The organism is Klebsiella spallanzanii, from assembly GCF_902158555.1.
In the GTDB taxonomy this organism is placed as follows: domain Bacteria; phylum Pseudomonadota; class Gammaproteobacteria; order Enterobacterales; family Enterobacteriaceae; genus Klebsiella; species Klebsiella spallanzanii.
Genome location: NZ_CABGGS010000023.1, coordinates 76832 through 92551, shown reverse-complemented (window position 1 = coordinate 92551; position 15720 = coordinate 76832). Strand labels below are relative to the sequence as shown.

9 protein-coding genes are annotated in these 15720 nt (G+C 56.3%); 3 read left to right on the top strand and 6 right to left on the bottom strand.

From position 1 onward, the window contains the following. From ispG to FN082_RS15445, 6 genes are all read right to left on the bottom strand, one after another. Entirely contained in the window at positions 1-1122 is a 1122-nt protein-coding gene (ispG, locus tag FN082_RS15470) for a flavodoxin-dependent (E)-4-hydroxy-3-methylbut-2-enyl-diphosphate synthase (RefSeq protein ID WP_139536772.1), read from the bottom strand. 26 nt (positions 1123-1148) lie between these two features. After that, positions 1149-2129, bottom strand: coding sequence for a cytoskeleton protein RodZ (gene rodZ / locus FN082_RS15465; protein ID WP_139536773.1), 981 nt, complete (start codon positions 2127-2129; stop codon positions 1149-1151). 274 nt (positions 2130-2403) lie between these two features. Next, the gene (locus tag FN082_RS15460) at positions 2404-3570 is read right to left on the bottom strand and encodes a bifunctional tRNA (adenosine(37)-C2)-methyltransferase TrmG/ribosomal RNA large subunit methyltransferase RlmN (protein ID WP_139536774.1); all 1167 of its coding nucleotides are present in this window, start codon (positions 3568-3570) and stop codon (positions 2404-2406) included. A gap of 415 nt (positions 3571-3985) precedes the next feature. Next, on the bottom strand, positions 3986-4417 hold the full coding sequence (gene ndk, locus FN082_RS15455; RefSeq protein WP_004114414.1) for a nucleoside-diphosphate kinase: 432 nt from the start codon (positions 4415-4417) through the stop codon (positions 3986-3988). A gap of 161 nt (positions 4418-4578) precedes the next feature. Continuing rightward, a complete protein-coding gene (pbpC, locus tag FN082_RS15450; protein ID WP_142981888.1) occupies positions 4579-6903 on the bottom strand; it encodes a peptidoglycan glycosyltransferase PbpC in 2325 nt (774 codons plus the stop codon). Further along, on the bottom strand, positions 6904-11850 hold the full coding sequence (locus FN082_RS15445; protein WP_142981887.1) for an alpha-2-macroglobulin family protein: 4947 nt from the start codon (positions 11848-11850) through the stop codon (positions 6904-6906). 403 nt (positions 11851-12253) lie between these two features. Here FN082_RS15445 and FN082_RS15440 point away from each other — a divergent pair, with 403 nt between their 5' ends. The 3 genes from FN082_RS15440 to sseA all read left to right on the top strand — a co-directional run bounded on the left by FN082_RS15440 (position 12254) and on the right by sseA (position 15655). Beyond that, entirely contained in the window at positions 12254-13465 is a 1212-nt protein-coding gene (locus FN082_RS15440; RefSeq protein WP_142981886.1) for a hypothetical protein, read from the top strand. A 35-nt stretch (positions 13466-13500) separates the two neighbouring features. Next, a complete protein-coding gene (locus FN082_RS15435; RefSeq protein WP_142981885.1) occupies positions 13501-14685 on the top strand; it encodes an amidohydrolase in 1185 nt (394 codons plus the stop codon). A gap of 124 nt (positions 14686-14809) precedes the next feature. Beyond that, on the top strand, positions 14810-15655 hold the full coding sequence (gene sseA, locus FN082_RS15430; protein ID WP_142466176.1) for a 3-mercaptopyruvate sulfurtransferase: 846 nt from the start codon (positions 14810-14812) through the stop codon (positions 15653-15655). Positions 15656-15720: the final 65 nt, after the last annotated feature.

The following is a 15720-nucleotide window of genomic DNA, read 5'->3' as shown; positions in this document are numbered from 1 at the left end:
TTATTTCGCTTCAACCTGCTGAATATCGATACGACGCGCTTCATCAAGCATCGATGCTTTGGCACGAATACGCGCTTCCAGCTGATCGATCATATCGTCGTTATCCAGCCTGTCTTTACGTACGCCATCTTCGTACAGGCCGCTTTTCTTATTACCGCCGGTCACGCCAAGCGTAGAAACCAGCGCCTCGCCTGGGCCGTTTACCACGCAGCCGATGATCGAAATATCCATCGGCGTAATGATATCTTCCAGACGCTGCTCCAGCGCATTAACGGTGCCGATAACGTCAAACTCCTGACGCGAGCAGGTTGGACAAGCAATGAAGTTGATGCCGCGAGAGCGGATACGCAGAGACTTCAGAATGTCGAATCCGACTTTGATCTCTTCAACCGGATCCGCCGCCAGCGAAACGCGCAGGGTGTCGCCAATGCCTTCATTAAGCAGCAAACCGAGGCCAATAGCCGATTTCACCGCACCGCTGCGGGCACCACCGGCTTCGGTGATCCCCAAGTGCAGGGGCTGATCGATCTGCTTCGCCAGCAGACGATAGGATTCAACCGCCAGGAACACATCGGAAGCTTTTACGCTGACTTTGAACTGATCGAAGTTCAGACGATCGAGATGATCGACATGACGCATGGCAGATTCCAGCAGCGCCTGCGGCGTCGGTTCACCATATTTTTCCTGGAGATCTTTTTCCAGAGAACCGGCGTTCACCCCGATACGAATGGGAATATTTTTATCGCGAGCGCAATCAACAACCATGCGAATACGCTCTTCATTACCGATATTACCTGGGTTAATACGCAGGCAATCGACACCGTATTCCGCAACCTTCAGCGCAATGCGATAATCGAAGTGGATATCGGCAACCAGCGGGACGTTAACCTGCTGTTTGATAAGCTTGAAGGCTTCGGCTGCATCCATCGTTGGCACCGAAACGCGAACGATATCTGCGCCAACGCGCTCAAGGGCTTTAATTTGATTTACCGTCGCTGCCACATCGGTGGTGCGCGTGTTTGTCATCGACTGTACGGCGATAGGAGCACCATCGCCAATCGGCACATTCCCAACGTAAATTCGTTTTGATTTTCTACGTTGAATCGGAGCCTGGTTATGCATGAAAAATCTCCCGCGTTACCCGTCTGTTACTGCGCCGGTGATTGTTCGGCATTTAGGGTCAGACGCGCAACCTGGTTAGTTCTGATAAAACGACTCAAATCGACGGGTTTACCCAGATACTGAATCTGTACTGCTGCCGGTGCACCAATTTTCAGTTTATAAGGTGCCTGGCCGCTCAAATTGAGGTTACCGCCTTTACGTTGCAATCCACTGAACAGCTTTTTACCGGTCGCATCACTCACTTCCAGCCAGCAGTCGGCGGTAAAATTCAGCACCAGATCCTGAGCTGAGGCCGCAGTAGCGACGTTTGCCTGATCGGTCGGTAACGGTGAAGCAGGGTTTACCGGCGCAGTCGTTGCTGCCGTGTCAACGTTAGCCTGAGAAGGCGCGACAACGGCGTTATTATCGACCGGAGCTGGAGCCGGCGTCGACGCCGAAGGTGCAGTAGAAGTCTCTACCGGCGCGCTGTTGGCAACAGCATCCGGTGCAGAGTTGGCCGAATCATTATCCAGAGGAATATTTTGGCTATTGTTATCGCCAGAATTCAGCTCTGCTGAGGATTGATCGGCCATGGTGGAGATCTCGTCCTGCTGCGCTTTGTGGTCCTGCCACCACCAGGCACCGCTGAGGCCAATCACCACAAACAGCACCAGCCAGGTAAAGCTCATCAGCCAGCCGTCACGCTTTTTACGGCGTTTGCCGAGCGAGAAGCTTTGCATCGGCGCCACTTTCGCTGCACGAATTGGAGCCTGCTTCGCCATCATCGGCAGCAGTTCTTCTTCGGGGATGTGCACCAGGCGGGCATAGGAACGGATATAACCGCGCAGGAAGGTTGAAGCGAGATCGGCGGGTGCCTTATCGTCTTCAATATCACGAACCGTGGAAACCTTCAGGCATAAGCGTTCAGCCACCGCTTGCTGGCTGAGCCCGAGTTGTTCGCGGGCATTACGCAGACGCGCGCCCGTGGTGTTTGCTTCTTGATGGTCTTGAGTGGCTTCAGTATTCATTCGCTACAACTACTGGTACGTGAAATTTAAAATTCAGCGCCGGTAAGCCCGCGCCGCGAGACATCTGCTCAACGTCAGACAAACAGTATAAGTCCGTATGACGTACTATCACAGAGACTTATCAATATTGAATGCTAAGCGGTTGTTGTACCGCTACATACTGCCTCAAAGTCGACAAAAACGCACCGTAATTATTAACCAGAACAGCGTATTTCGCCCGGCTATTCAACATAATGATGCAACATGCGACCTGGGCCGCATGCTGCATCATTTATCAGACAGCCTTCACCTCAATCGCTTCGCCCTGCATACGCTTACGCAGCGTACGTTTGGTACGGTCGATAACGTCACCGGCCAGTTGGCCGCAGGCAGCATCAATATCATCACCGCGAGTTTTACGCACGATAGTGGTGAAACCGTACTCCATCAGAACCTTGGAGAAACGGTCGATGCGGCTGTTGGAGCTACGGCCATATGGCGCGCCCGGGAAGGGGTTCCATGGGATCAGGTTGATCTTACACGGCGTATCCTTCAGCAGCGCGGCCAGCTCGTGAGCATGTTCGGTGCCGTCATTAACATGATCCAGCATAACGTACTCGATGGTCACGCGGCCTTGATTGGCGTTGGACTTCGAAATGTAACCACGCACCGAGTTCAGGAAGGTCTCAATGTTGTATTTCTTGTTGATCGGCACGATTTCGTCACGAATGGTGTCATTCGGCGCGTGCAGGGAGATAGCCAGCGCAACGTCAATCATATCGCCAAGCTTATCCAGCGCCGGAACAACGCCGGAAGTGGAGAGCGTGACGCGACGTTTGGAAAGACCAAAACCGAAATCGTCGAGCATGATCTCCATTGCCGGAACCACGTTGGTCAGGTTCAGCAGCGGTTCGCCCATCCCCATCATTACCACATTGGTAATCGGACGCACGCCTGTAGTCTTCACCGCGCCGACGATTTTCGCCGCGCGCCAGACCTGGCCGATAATTTCCGAGACCCGCAGGTTGCGGTTAAAGCCCTGCTGCGCCGTGGAGCAGAATTTACACTCCAGCGCGCAACCAACCTGGGAAGAAACGCACAGGGTCGCGCGATCGTCTTCCGGGATATACACGGTCTCAACGCGCTGATCGCCAACGGCAATCGCCCATTTGATGGTACCGTCGCTGGAGCGCTGCTCTTCAACGACTTCAGGCGCACGGATCTCCGCGACTTCCTTAAGTTTGCCGCGCAGAACTTTGTTGATATCGGTCATCTCATCAAAGTTATCGCAGCAGTAGTGATACATCCATTTCATCACCTGATCGGCGCGGAAAGGCTTCTCGCCCATGTTTTTGAAAAACTCGCGCAGCTGCTGACGGTTCAGATCCAGCAGGTTGATTTTGGCATCTTTGTTCGGCACCGTCAGAGCGGCGCTATCAGGTGTGACTATTTGTTCAGACATAATTGATTCCGGCCTCGTTATTACACGTTATGGCCCCTGGAGGGTTAAAAAGAAACGCCCCGGGAGCGACTGCTCATCCGGGGCGCTGTATTCTACAAAGTCTGGCGCATCAATACCACGCTTGCACGCAGTCAATGATAAAAAAATCGTAACCACATACTTAATCCTCTATGGCTTTTCGATTGTCGCAAGGCGGCAAGCAAGTGAAGCCCCGGGAGCATAGAAACTATGTGACCGGGGTGAACGCGCGCAGCCAACACCGCGACGGTTGAAAAGACGACGAGGATTGGGATCTCCAAAGTATTTTACGTCACGGCGAGGCGGCGAGTTCGCAAATCCCCGGGAGCATAGATAACTATGTGACCAGGGTGCGCGAATGAAGCCAACAAAGCGGTGGCGTGAAAGACGCGGGAGATTAGCGGGTGCGCGGGCAAACCTCGCCTTCCGCAAAGAAAAACGCAATTTCGCGCGCAGCAGATTCAACAGAGTCGGAACCATGGGTACCGTTCTCGGTGAAGCTGTCAGCGTAGTCAGCGCGCAGAGTACCTGCCAGCGCGTTCGCCGGGTTGGTTGCGCCCAGCAGGTCACGGTGACGCTGAACCGCATTTTCACCTTCCAGTACGGAAACCACGATCGGACCGGAGGTCATAAATTCAACCAGGCCGTCGAAGAATGGGCGACCTTCGTGCTCAGCATAAAAACCGCGAGCCTGCTCAACGGTCAGATGCAGCATTTTGGTGCCGACAATTTTGAACCCTGCAGCTTCAAAGCGAGAAAAGATGCCGCCAATAACGTTTTTTGCCACCGCGTTTGGTTTGATGATGGAAAAAGTACGTTCAATAGCCATGATAACCTCTTTATATGTGTTGTTCTGTTTTGCAGATGAGCAGATAAATACGGCGCGAATTATAATCATCATCTAAGGCGGTTGCCTATGTGTTTAGGTAACATTTTTTTAAAAAAAAGCGACCTTAAACAACAAATCAGGCCAATTAAGGAAAGTTCTGTTTATTGCACGGTGAAGTTTGCGGCAACAATCTGCCCACTTTGATCCATCACCACCAATTGGTAACTATCAGGTCGCTCAAGGTTAAGAGTCGTACCGACGCCTTCCGCCAGCAGCGGCTCGCCGTTCAAAAACCACCAGCGCCGCCCTTCTCCACCGGTCGTCTGCAGCGGTAGCATCACTTTTCGCTCACCGGGAAGACGTTTAACCACCGCGCCCTCTCGAACGCCGGATAGCACCAGCGGCGCGGGATCCGTGGTTTGTACTGGCGGACAATCAGCCGATACAGCAGGCAGTCTGGCGCGACGCCGTTCGCCTGCGGGTAGCCAGGGTTCAAGCGGCAGCGGCCAGACGTCGATACTTCTCTCCACCGCGCCGGGGCAATCTGCCGCCACCCGCAATCCTTTCTCATTCAGCCATACCGGGAAACGAATGCCGCGAATACCCTCCTGACCCGGCAACAGCAGCGTCGGCGGCTGGCTCTCGTCCAGCAACCAGGTTGCCAGCCGTCGGCGACAGTTCGCATCACCTGCCGCTAAATGCTGCCCGCCGGGCCAGCAAATGGTCCCGGCGCTAACCGACGGTGGACGCGGGTCGGTTGGTAGTCCACCGCGACCCATCGCTGGTCGCGCCAGCAGCATATTATTCACCTGATTAAGCAACGGCACCGCGCTGGCAAAACCAAACTGCCCGACTACCGGCGTACCATCAGGTCGCCCGGTCCAGATGCCGATCAGGTAGCGAGCATTAACGCCGATCGCCCAGGCATCGCGATAGCCATAGCTGGTGCCGGTTTTCCACGCCAGCGGCACCACCTGCACCAGCGATGCATCAGGAACTGGCTGCGCTTCACCGGCCAGAATGCGCCGTACAATCCAGGCAGAACCCGGCGACAACAACGGCCTTTCCACCAGCGGAGTGTCAGGGGTGATACGCAATCGCGCGGCCTTGCCGTGACGGGCGAATGCGCTGTACGCCGCCACAATATCCTCCAGCCTCGCTCCGGCCCCGCCGAGGATCAGCGACAGATTCGGCTCTGCACCCGCTGGCAGCATCAGCGGCAGACCGGCGTTACGCAAGTTAGCAGCAAAACGCTTCGGCCCGTAGGCCTCCAGTACCTGCACCGCCGGAAGGTTCAACGAACGAACCAGCGCTTCGCTGGCGCTCACCGGCCCGTGAAAGCCGCTATCGAAGTTGCCCGGCCGGTAATCGCTAAAGCGTCGCGGGACGTCCTGCAATAAAGACGCCGGATGAATCAGCCCCTCATCCAGTGCCATACCATAGACAAATGGTTTCAGCACCGAACCGGGAGAGCGGACCGCTGACACCATATCAATATGGCCAAAGCGGCTATCATCGCTAATATCCGCCGAACCTACCCAGCCGCGTACCTTCATATTGGTATGGTCAACCACCACCATTGCCAGCGAGCTGCGCGGCGGCAGACGCGATTTCCAGTTCAACGCCAGATCTTCCAGCTGCCGCTGCAGTCCGGCATCCAGCGTCGTCACGACCTTCTCTTGACGGCTGCTCGCCAGCGCGCGGCGGGAAAAAAGCGGTGCTAACTGCGGCATCTGGCGCGGGAATAGCCATACCGGCTCTTCGATAGCTTCACGTACCGGTTTTTCTGACCATACTCCCTGGCTCAGCATCCGCAGCAGCACTTTGTCGCGCGCTGCTTGTGCCCGCTCGGGCCAGCGGTCCGGGCGCAGGCGGCTCGGGGCCTGCGGTAGCACCGCCAGCAGCGCCGCTTCGCCGTAGCTTAGCTGAGCTGGTGGTTTCCCAAGGTAAGCCCAACTGGCCGCACCGATCCCCTGCAGCGTGCCACCGAACGGCGCCCGGTTGAGATAGAGCGTGAGGATCTCGCTTTTTGACAAATGCCACTCCAGCTGCAGCGCCCGCCATAGCTGACGCAGCTTGCCGCCGAAGGTGCGAGGATGAGGATCGAGAAGGCGCGCCACCTGCATGGTCAGCGTGCTCCCCCCGGAGATCACCCGCCCGGAGATCAGATCCTGCCAGGCGGCACGCGCGATCGAGAACGGATTAACGCCAGGATGATCCCAGAACCAGCGATCTTCATACTGGATCAGCGCCTGCAAATAGCGCGGCGAAACATCAGCCAGCGTCACCGGATAGCGCCAGACGCCCTGCGCATCGGCAAAACGCCACAGCGGCGTCCCGTCTTCCGCCACCACCACTCTGGCAGGCGTGACCTCACGCAGCGGTAGCGGCCATAACCTGTCAGCCACCAGCACCGCAAGCCACAGCAGAAAAATAAACGCCGCCAGCCAGCGCCAGCGGCGTTTTATCGCGGTAAAACACTTCATTTATGGAGTAACAATCAACGGACCACTGGCCGCGCCGGTTGCCCGCCACTGCGGCACATACATCGATTCCACCTGCGGCTGCGGAACCTGATAAGTCCCCGGCGTCACCGCCCGCGCCAGATAAACCAGGGTCACCGGCTGTCCTTCGTTGATAGCCACCGCAGCGACAAAACGATCGTCGCGAAATTCAATGTGCTGGATATCCGCCTGCTGCATCTGGTTGAGCAGATTCTGCACCACCTCGCCATTCTCCTGCAGGCTAGCGCTGCTGTTGGCCAGATTCTGGTTTTCCAGCTCCAGCCCTGCCGGAAGTAAATCGACCACCAGCGCGTCCGGTACGTTGCGTTTGGCTGTGACTTCCAGCTTCACCAGTACCAGCTCACCGCTGCGCAGTGAAGAGAGCGATTTCTGCTGGCCCTGAGTATCGAAAATTTGCCGTTCAATACCCAGCAAGTTACCGCCCGGCTGCGGAGCGCTCTGCGGATACCCGCTGCTGTCGAGACGTAACCACAGCGGCTGCTGCCCGGTATTGGTCACCTGCAGCGCCGCCAGCTGGTCGCCGGTCAGGTTACGGGTTTGCGCTTTATCGCCAGAAAGCGGCTCGGTCTGCAGCGAGGTTTGTACCTGCCAGTTGCCAGGAACGTCCTGCAACGAGCGCCCGGCCAGGAACAGAGCGTTACTCTCCTGCGTCGAGAGCCAGCGCTGACCATAGGCTTCTTCCGCCAGGTTGCTTAGCAGCCTGTTTTGTGCCTCCGGCAGCAGCTTGTTCTCTTCCAGCAACGCCAGCTTCAGCGCATCGTCGCGCAGCTGGCTACCGTAGTCGCCAAGCCAGCGATTTGCATCCTGACGCGGCGTAGACATTGCCAGCTTCAAAGCTTCGTCACCGCGAGGTGCATCGCCCATCGCTTTCAGCGCAACGCCTAACTGCAACAACGGCAGACCAGAACGCGCCTGCTCGTGGCGATTCCAGATTTCGCGCAGTGCGCCGAGCGGCGCTTTCTGCTGTCGCGCCAGCACCAGCGCGGCGTAAGCCTGAGCGGCAAAACGGCTGGCCTGAGCATCATCGCTGTAGCGGACGGTCATTAAGCCCGGCTCCTGTAGATAACGCAGCAGACGCTGGTTGCCGTTGTTCACTGCGTTCACCGGTACGCTGTAGCCCTGCTCGCCCGCTCGCACGAGGAAATCCATTGCGTAGGCGGTCAGCCAGTACTCTTCCGGTCCTTGTTTGTCCCACAAGGCGAAACCGCCATCGTCGCGCTGCATTTGCAGCAGGCGAGAAATGCCGATATCCAGCGCCGCGCGTCGTTTTTCATCGCTGTCTCCGCTGATCCCCAACGCTTTTAGCTGGGCTGCGTTGGTGTAGAGCGACGGGAACAGCCCGCTGGTGGTCTGCTCCAGGCAGCCGTAGGGATAAGCTTTGAGGTCGCGAATATAGCGCGCCAGATTCAACGGCGGCTTGCCGCTGAACACCAGTTGCCCTTGTAGCGTTGCAGGCGAGAAGTCCTGGCTTTGCTCAGCCGGGGCCTGCCAGCTTTCACCTGGCTGCAAGACGGCGCCGGAGTTCACTGTCTGTGCCGGGAATGCCGGACGCACGCCCAGCTTCCACTGCTTCTGCATCGGCGCGAACGTTTCACCCGGCAGGTTCAGGCCGCTGATCGTGGCATTAACCTGGCCATCGCCAAAACCATCCAGCGCGCTGACCGGCACAAATAGCGTAGTCCGCATGCCGGGCGCCATCTGGACCGGGGGCAGTTCCCCCCTTTTCAGCTGTAGCAGACCGCTGGTCGCCAAAGCCACATGCAAGGTCTGCGGTTTATCGGTCAGGTTGCGGAGATCCAGCGCCAGACGAGTAGTGTCTCCGCTGGCGAGGAAGCGCGGCATATTCATCTCGGCAATGACCGGCGCAGCAACGATCACTTTATCTTCGCTGCTACCGAAATCCTCGGTGGTCCATGCCTGAGCCATGACCCGCAGTTCGCCGTTAAAATCGCCAATCGGCAACGTTACCGTCCCTTCGCCTTGCTCATCCAGCACGACCGGCTGCGCCTGCTGGGCGACAATAGTTACATGATTAACCGGCGGTTTGCCGCCGCGCTTAAGTTCATCACCATCGCCGCCGAAGCGCAGGCTGGCGAGCCTCCCCTGCCCTTCAATGACCTGACCGTAGATATCGTAAATATCTGCGCCGTAGCGCTTCTGGCCGAAGAAAGCATTCCACGGATCCGGCGTCGCATAGTCGGTAATATTCAATACGCCGCTATCCACGGCGGAGAGCAGAACGTTGACCTGCTTCGGCGTTTCGCCTTCTTTGACGCTGGCCTTAACCTTAACCGTCAGCGGCTGGTTGGGGCGCATTTTATCCGGCGCTTCCAGCGCCAGATTCAGACGGCGGTTTTCATCGCCAAGCGGCAGATGCAGCAGACCCACCGCCCGTTTTGGCGTCGCGGAGCGTGATTTATCCCCTGGACGAATCACCAGGGTGCTGAGGTACAGATCGTGGCGATTCCAGGCTTTATCCACCGGAATCGACAAATCCATGCCTTCCGCCGGAACGTCAATTTCCTGCCACCACAGCGGCCCTTCGCTTGATTCCACCAGCGCGTAGCCTTTACCGGCTGCCGGAGCGGCAATGTGCAGCTTGATAGTGTCGCCTGGTTTATAGGCTGGTTTATCCAGCTTCATGGTGACGCGGTCCGGACGCGCCGCCCCCTGACCGTCGCTGTTATCCTGCCAGCTGTATCCGGCCCAGAAGCGCACGCTGCTGACAACATCGTCCGGCCCTTTGACTTCCAGGCGATAAGAGCCCCATTCAACCGGGAAGCTGACTTTTGCCGTTTGCCCGGCAGTAAGATCCAGCGACTCCTCTCCTTCCTGAAGATCTTTTTGATCGAACTGCGACTGCCAGCCTTCACTATCAGACCAGTTCCAGTAGTAGTCGCGGCGCTCGCGAATCAACCGCACCTGTAGCCCGGAGACCGCCTTCTTCTCGCCTTTGGCATCGGCATAGACAATCTCAAACGCCGCGTTGCCATTTTCATCCACCACCGGCTGCTTGCTGGTGCTGTCGGTGCGATAGTCGTAAATCTCTTTCAGGGCAAATTCCGGACGAATGCCCGGCAGCGCGTCGGCTGGCCAGATTGGCTGTCTGACGGTGCGCGTGACCGGGCGACCGCCGGACTCCAGCAGGCTTGCCTGGAGGATCACCTGCAACGGTGAGTGGCTCTCCTGCCACTGACTATCGGCGGTCACCTCGCCTCGGCCGCTGTCATCCAGCGTTAGCTGGACTTCATCAAGGCTACGGGAAAGGTTTTCTTCGGCGATATCGCCAAACTGGAAGCCCGGCAACGCTGGTACCGCGTCGCGCAGCGGGCGAAGGAACAGTTTGCCCTGTAGCTGATTGCCGCTGGCGGGGGCACCGTATAAGTACACGCCCGCGACGGCGAAATCCACACTGGCATCGGGTGCCAGCGGCGTCTCCTGCGGCGTCAGGCTCAGCGCCATCCGCTCAGGCATAAAATCTTCAACGTGGAAATCCCACTCACGCGGCTGGTTGTCGCCAGTTCTGGCACGAATATGCCACATGCCGGTCGCCGCGCCGCTATCGAGCGGATACGTAAACTGATACAGGCCGTTCACCGGTTTGCTTACCGTCGAACGAATCACCTGGCCGTCCGGTTGCACCACTTCCAGCTTCACCGGCTGCTCGGCCAGCGGTTTGCCGTCGCTATCGCGCAGCAAGGCGTTGAGGATCACCGTTTCGCCCGGACGATAGAGATCCCGCGGGCCAAACATAAATAGCTGCTTAGTGAAGCCCGGCGCGCCGGCAATGGAAAACTCCGCCAGATCCAACGCCGGAAGTTTAAGATCAAGCAGCGTGGTTTGCCCGTCCTTACGCGCCAGCAGCAGCGCCGCGTCTTTATCAGTTTGCAGCGTGACGTGGCCCTGACCGTCGCTCTTTGCCTGCGCCAGAGTCTGCCCTTTAGCGTTCAGCAGTTGAACATCAATATCCGACTGAGCTGCGCCGTTTTCGAGGCTCTGGGTAAAGACATCCAGCCGGTTGTGATAACGGTGGGCGGATACACCGATATCGCTGAGAGTGAACAGCGTCGCGGCGTTGCTGTAGTTGTAGTGGCCCGCCTGATTCATCACTGCGATGTAGACGCCCGGCTCCTGCAGAGGCTTGATATCCGCCAGCGGCAGCAGCAGTTTTTCACGGGTATTGCGCGCGGGGTTAAGGTCAAAACGTCCGGTATAGACCAGATCGGCCATCTTAAGCAGCTCGTCAGACTCCCAGTTGCTCAGTGAGTTACGGTATTCCCATTGACTGACGAAGGCGGAGAGCGACTCCGGTTTAATGCGGAAAAAATTCACGTCGACGTTATCGACATTCAGCGCCATCACCGGTAGCCCGGCAACGACTTTCCCCGGCAGCAACGATCCACGGCTGGCAAAACCAATGCTTGGGGCAATATCGCGCGTGGTAATGGTTTTTTCGAAGCTGCTGTCAAAAGTCGCTTTATTCAGCGCCGCCAGAGTGGGGTCCACCGAAACAATCAGCTCGCGTTTTGGCTCCAGATGGCGAAGCCGTAGCTCTTTAAGATTCGGCGCCAGCTCCCAGGCGCCGTCAACTTTGCCGCTCTTTTTGTCGACCAGATGTACGCTGCGGGAGAAATCCTGATCTGGCTGCAAGGGGATAGAAAAGGTCAGCACCAGCGTCGCCGCGCCGTCAAGCTGCACTTCTGAGGCATCCAGCAGCGTTAGCGATTTGCCTTTACTTTTTTCAGCCAGCGCCGCCAGCTGGCTGGCATCCGGCTTCGCACTCTCTTTTTCCGCCGCCGTAGATGCCGCGGGAACAACCGCCTGCGGTTTGCCGCTGTCGTCACAGCCTGTCAACGATAGCGCGGTGAGTAGCGCCAGAGATAGCGCTGCCAAACGAAATGGTTTCATCCTTCTAACCCCTCGGCCCAAGAGCCAGATACATTCAGTGAACACATTATTATGCGTGAAGGGCAAAATTACCAATAGCACGCTCGTGAACAATATCCGGCAAAAGATACCTCAGGATTGAGTATCAGAACTCATAAATTAATCAAATAGCATTAACCAGGATTTTTCTTACTTCCTCTGAAAAAGGAATTTATTGCTGTCTTGTTATTCTGAGCATCCATCAAAAGCAAACCTATATAAATTGACAACTCTCGCATTTTCAATTATCTGATATATATCAACGCCTCTAAAGCATAAATGACCTCATGGCGAAGATATTATCTGCGCGTTCCGCAGTTACCTGACAACACAATATCCACCCGTCCCATAAACATATATGGGATAAATAATATGGAAATTATTTATGTCACAAATGATCGCACTGTCGATTATTGTTTTAATTCTTTATATCGGCGACGTTGTTTCTACCCGCACAAAAGCCTGGATCCCTTCGGTATTTGTCTGCGCAGTTTTGTTTTTGATTGGTTACTGGACATTTTTCCCTGCGGATATTATCAGCCGGGCCGGAATAGGTACCCCTGTTGCCATAATGCTGATGTATCTGTTAATCACCAATATGGGAACTTTGCTGTCGCTTAAAGAGCTGGCGCAGCAGTGGAAAACCGTGGTCATCTCCCTCGCCGGTATCGCTGGAATAACGGCTGCCGTCTTTGCAGTAAGTATGGTGCTATTTGACCGCAATACGGCGCTGGTCACCATCCCTCCGCTGGTCGGCGGTATCGTCTCATCGCTGATTATGTCGCAAGGTGCAAGCAATGCCGGTCTGGTTGATCTATCGGTTTTTGCCATATTGGTTTACGTGATGCAGGGGTTTGCCGGATATCCTCTAACCGCCATCATGCTGCAACGTGAAGGTAAAACGCTGCTGGCCCGCTACCGCAGCGGTGAGCATAGCCACGATGACATCCCGGATGAAAACGCGATGCTTGCCGTCGGCGAGGAGAAAATGCCGCGCCTGTTCAGTAAAATCCCCGTCAGCTATAACAGCAACTACTTCAAATTCCTGCGCCTGGCGCTGGTCGGCTGTCTGGCCTGGTTTGTTGCCGACCTTGCCAAACCCATCGTCAATATCAGTCCATTCGTACTGTGCTTGTTTTTTGGCGTGGTCTTTACCTCCTTAGGCTTCCTCGAAAAGCACACCCTGCATAAAGCTAACGGTTTTGGTTTCGCGATCATGGCATTGATGCTATTTATTTTTGATACCCTGAATAAAGCGACCCCGGAGATGCTGCTGCGCCTGCTTTTCCCGATGGTAGTATTAATCGCCACGGCGGTTATCGGCATGTTTATCGTCTCCTGGCTGGTTGGGAAACTGCTTGGCGTCAGCGGCCCGATGGCATTCGCTATCTCTCTGACCGCGCTGTACGGTTTTCCCGCCGACTATATTATTACCAACGAGGCCATCAACGCCCTCACCCACGATGAAAAAGAGCGCCAGATGCTGACTCACCATATGCTGGGCCCGATGCTGGTGGGCGGATTCGTCTCCGTCACTATGGTTTCGGTGGTGTTAGCCGGAATTCTGGTCGGCTATCTGACGCCGGTTATCGGTTGAGCGCGTTGAATTTTTAGTAAATTATGGAGCCATTAATGATTAACCCTGCCATTACCGAGATTATCGCCAGAGAAGAACCGGCGATGATCGCTTTTCGTCGCGACCTGCACGCCCATCCGGAGCTACCGTGGGAGGAGAAGCGCACTACCGACCGCGTCGCCGCCGAACTGGAAGCCATCGGCATTCCATACCGCCGTACCCATCCGACAGGCATTATCGCCGATATCATCGGTGGTCAGCCGGGTAAAACCGTGGCCCTGCGCGCTGATATGGACGCCTTGCCGGTGCTGGAGCTCAACGACCAGCTCGACTACAAATCGCAAACGACGGGAAAAATGCACGCCTGCGGCCATGATTCCCATACCGCTATGCTGCTGACCGCCGCCCACGCGTTATATGAAATCCGCGAGCAGCTGGCGGGCAACGTACGCTTGATTTTTCAGCCTGCGGAAGAGATTGCTGAAGGGGCCAAAGCGATGATTAAGCAGGGAGCCATCGACAACGTGGATAACGTTTTTGGGATGCATATCTGGTCGGGTACGCCGTCCGGCAAAATATCTTGCAACGTCGGCTCATCCTTTGCTTCAGCGGATTTGCTGAAAATCACGTTTCGCGGCCGCGGCGGCCATGGTTCGATGCCGGAAGCTTGCGTCGATGCCGCCGTTGTCGCTTCTGCTTTTGTGATGAATCTCCAGGCCATCGTGGCGCGTGAAACCTCGCCGCTGGAATCCGCCGTGGTGACCATCGGCAGAATGGACGTCGGCACGCGCTTTAACGTCATCGCTGAGAACGCCGTTCTTGATGGCACCGTGCGCTGCTTCAGCATTGAAGCGCGTCAACGTCTGGAGGCGGCGATTACCCGCTATGCAGAGCATACCGCCGCAGTCTACGGCGCGAGCGCTCAGGTTGACTACTGCTACGGTACGCTGCCGGTGATCAACGAGGAGCGCAGCGCGCTGCTGGCGCAGTCGGTTATCCGCGATGCGTTTGGCGATGAAGTCCTTTTCAACGAGAAACCGACCACCGGCGGGGAAGATTTCAGTTTTTATATGGAGAATATCCCCGGTGCCTTCGCGCTGCTCGGCTCAGGTAACAAAGAGAAAGGTAGCGATTACGCGCACCATCACGGCTGCTTTAATATCGATGAGCAGGTGATGAAAAGCGGCGCCGAGCTGTATGCACAGTACGCCTGGCGCTATCTCCAGCAAAATCAGTTTTAACAGGTCGTTCCCCCGACGCCGTTCGGGGGAATATCACATTCCCGCCGTATCCTCTTGAAAATGCCTTGTCGATAGCGCGAAAAACAACAACAATCACTCTATTGTTGATGACACGGAGGCACTCATGTCTACCTCGTTTTTTGTCGCTGCCGACTGGCTGGCGGAACATATTGATGACCCGGAAATCCAAATTATCGATGCGCGGATGGCCCCGCCAGGGCAGGACGATCGCGATATCAACGCTGAATATCTGGCAGGCCACGTTCCTGGCGCCGTCTTTTTCGATATCGAAGCCCTTTCTGACCATACCAGCCCGCTGCCGCATATGATGCCGCGCGCGGAGGCATTTGCCGTTGCCATGCGCGAGCTTGGGGTTAACAGCGATAAGCATCTGGTGGTGTACGATGAAGGCAATCTCTTCTCCGCACCTCGTGCCTGGTGGATGCTGCGTACTTTCGGCGTGGAAAAGGTGTCGATTCTTGCCGGAGGTCTCGAAGGCTGGCGTCGCGATGAGCTGCCGCTGGAGCAAGGTCTTCCTGAACTGCCGGAAGGTGATTTTGACGGTCGTTTCGATCCATTGGTGATCAAACGCCTGACCGATGTACTGCTGGTAAGCCATGAAGGATCGGCGCAGATCGTCGATGCCCGTCCGGCGGCACGCTTTAATGGTCTGGTTGCCGAACCGCGTCCGGGCCTGCGCAGCGGGCATATTCCCGGCGCGCTAAACGTGCCATGGACCGAGCTGGTAATTAACGGCGAACTGAAAACCGTTGATGAGCTGAACGAGATTTTCGCTCGTCAGGGCGTTGATTTTGAGCGACCGATTATTGCCAGCTGCGGCTCCGGCGTGACGGCATCGGTAGTCGTCCTGGCGCTCACCACGCTGGGCGTTAACGGCGTTAGTCTGTATGACGGCTCATGGAGCGAATGGGGTGCGCGAACGGATTTGCCGATTGAACCGGCGCAGTAGATAATTAGTCGTTCCGTTCAGACAGTTTCCCAATAGAAGGCTGCCATTAATGGCAGCCTTCTTTG

Bases quoted from the DNA above. Each gene is read 5' to 3' on its own strand.
- ispG (WP_139536772.1), bottom strand. From the start codon at position 1,122: ATGCATAACCAGGCTCCGATTCAACGTAGAAAATCAAAACGAATTTAC.
- FN082_RS15440 (WP_142981886.1), top strand. From the start codon at position 12,254: ATGTCACAAATGATCGCACTGTCGATTATTGTTTTAATTCTTTATATC.
- rodZ (WP_139536773.1), bottom strand. From the start codon at position 2,129: ATGAATACTGAAGCCACTCAAGACCATCAAGAAGCAAACACCACGGGC.
- pbpC (WP_142981888.1), bottom strand. From the start codon at position 6,903: ATGAAGTGTTTTACCGCGATAAAACGCCGCTGGCGCTGGCTGGCGGCG.
- FN082_RS15445 (WP_142981887.1), bottom strand. From the start codon at position 11,850: ATGAAACCATTTCGTTTGGCAGCGCTATCTCTGGCGCTACTCACCGCG.
- FN082_RS15460 (WP_139536774.1), bottom strand. From the start codon at position 3,570: ATGTCTGAACAAATAGTCACACCTGATAGCGCCGCTCTGACGGTGCCG.
- ndk (WP_004114414.1), bottom strand. From the start codon at position 4,417: ATGGCTATTGAACGTACTTTTTCCATCATCAAACCAAACGCGGTGGCA.
- sseA (WP_142466176.1), top strand. From the start codon at position 14,810: ATGTCTACCTCGTTTTTTGTCGCTGCCGACTGGCTGGCGGAACATATT.
- FN082_RS15435 (WP_142981885.1), top strand. From the start codon at position 13,501: ATGATTAACCCTGCCATTACCGAGATTATCGCCAGAGAAGAACCGGCG.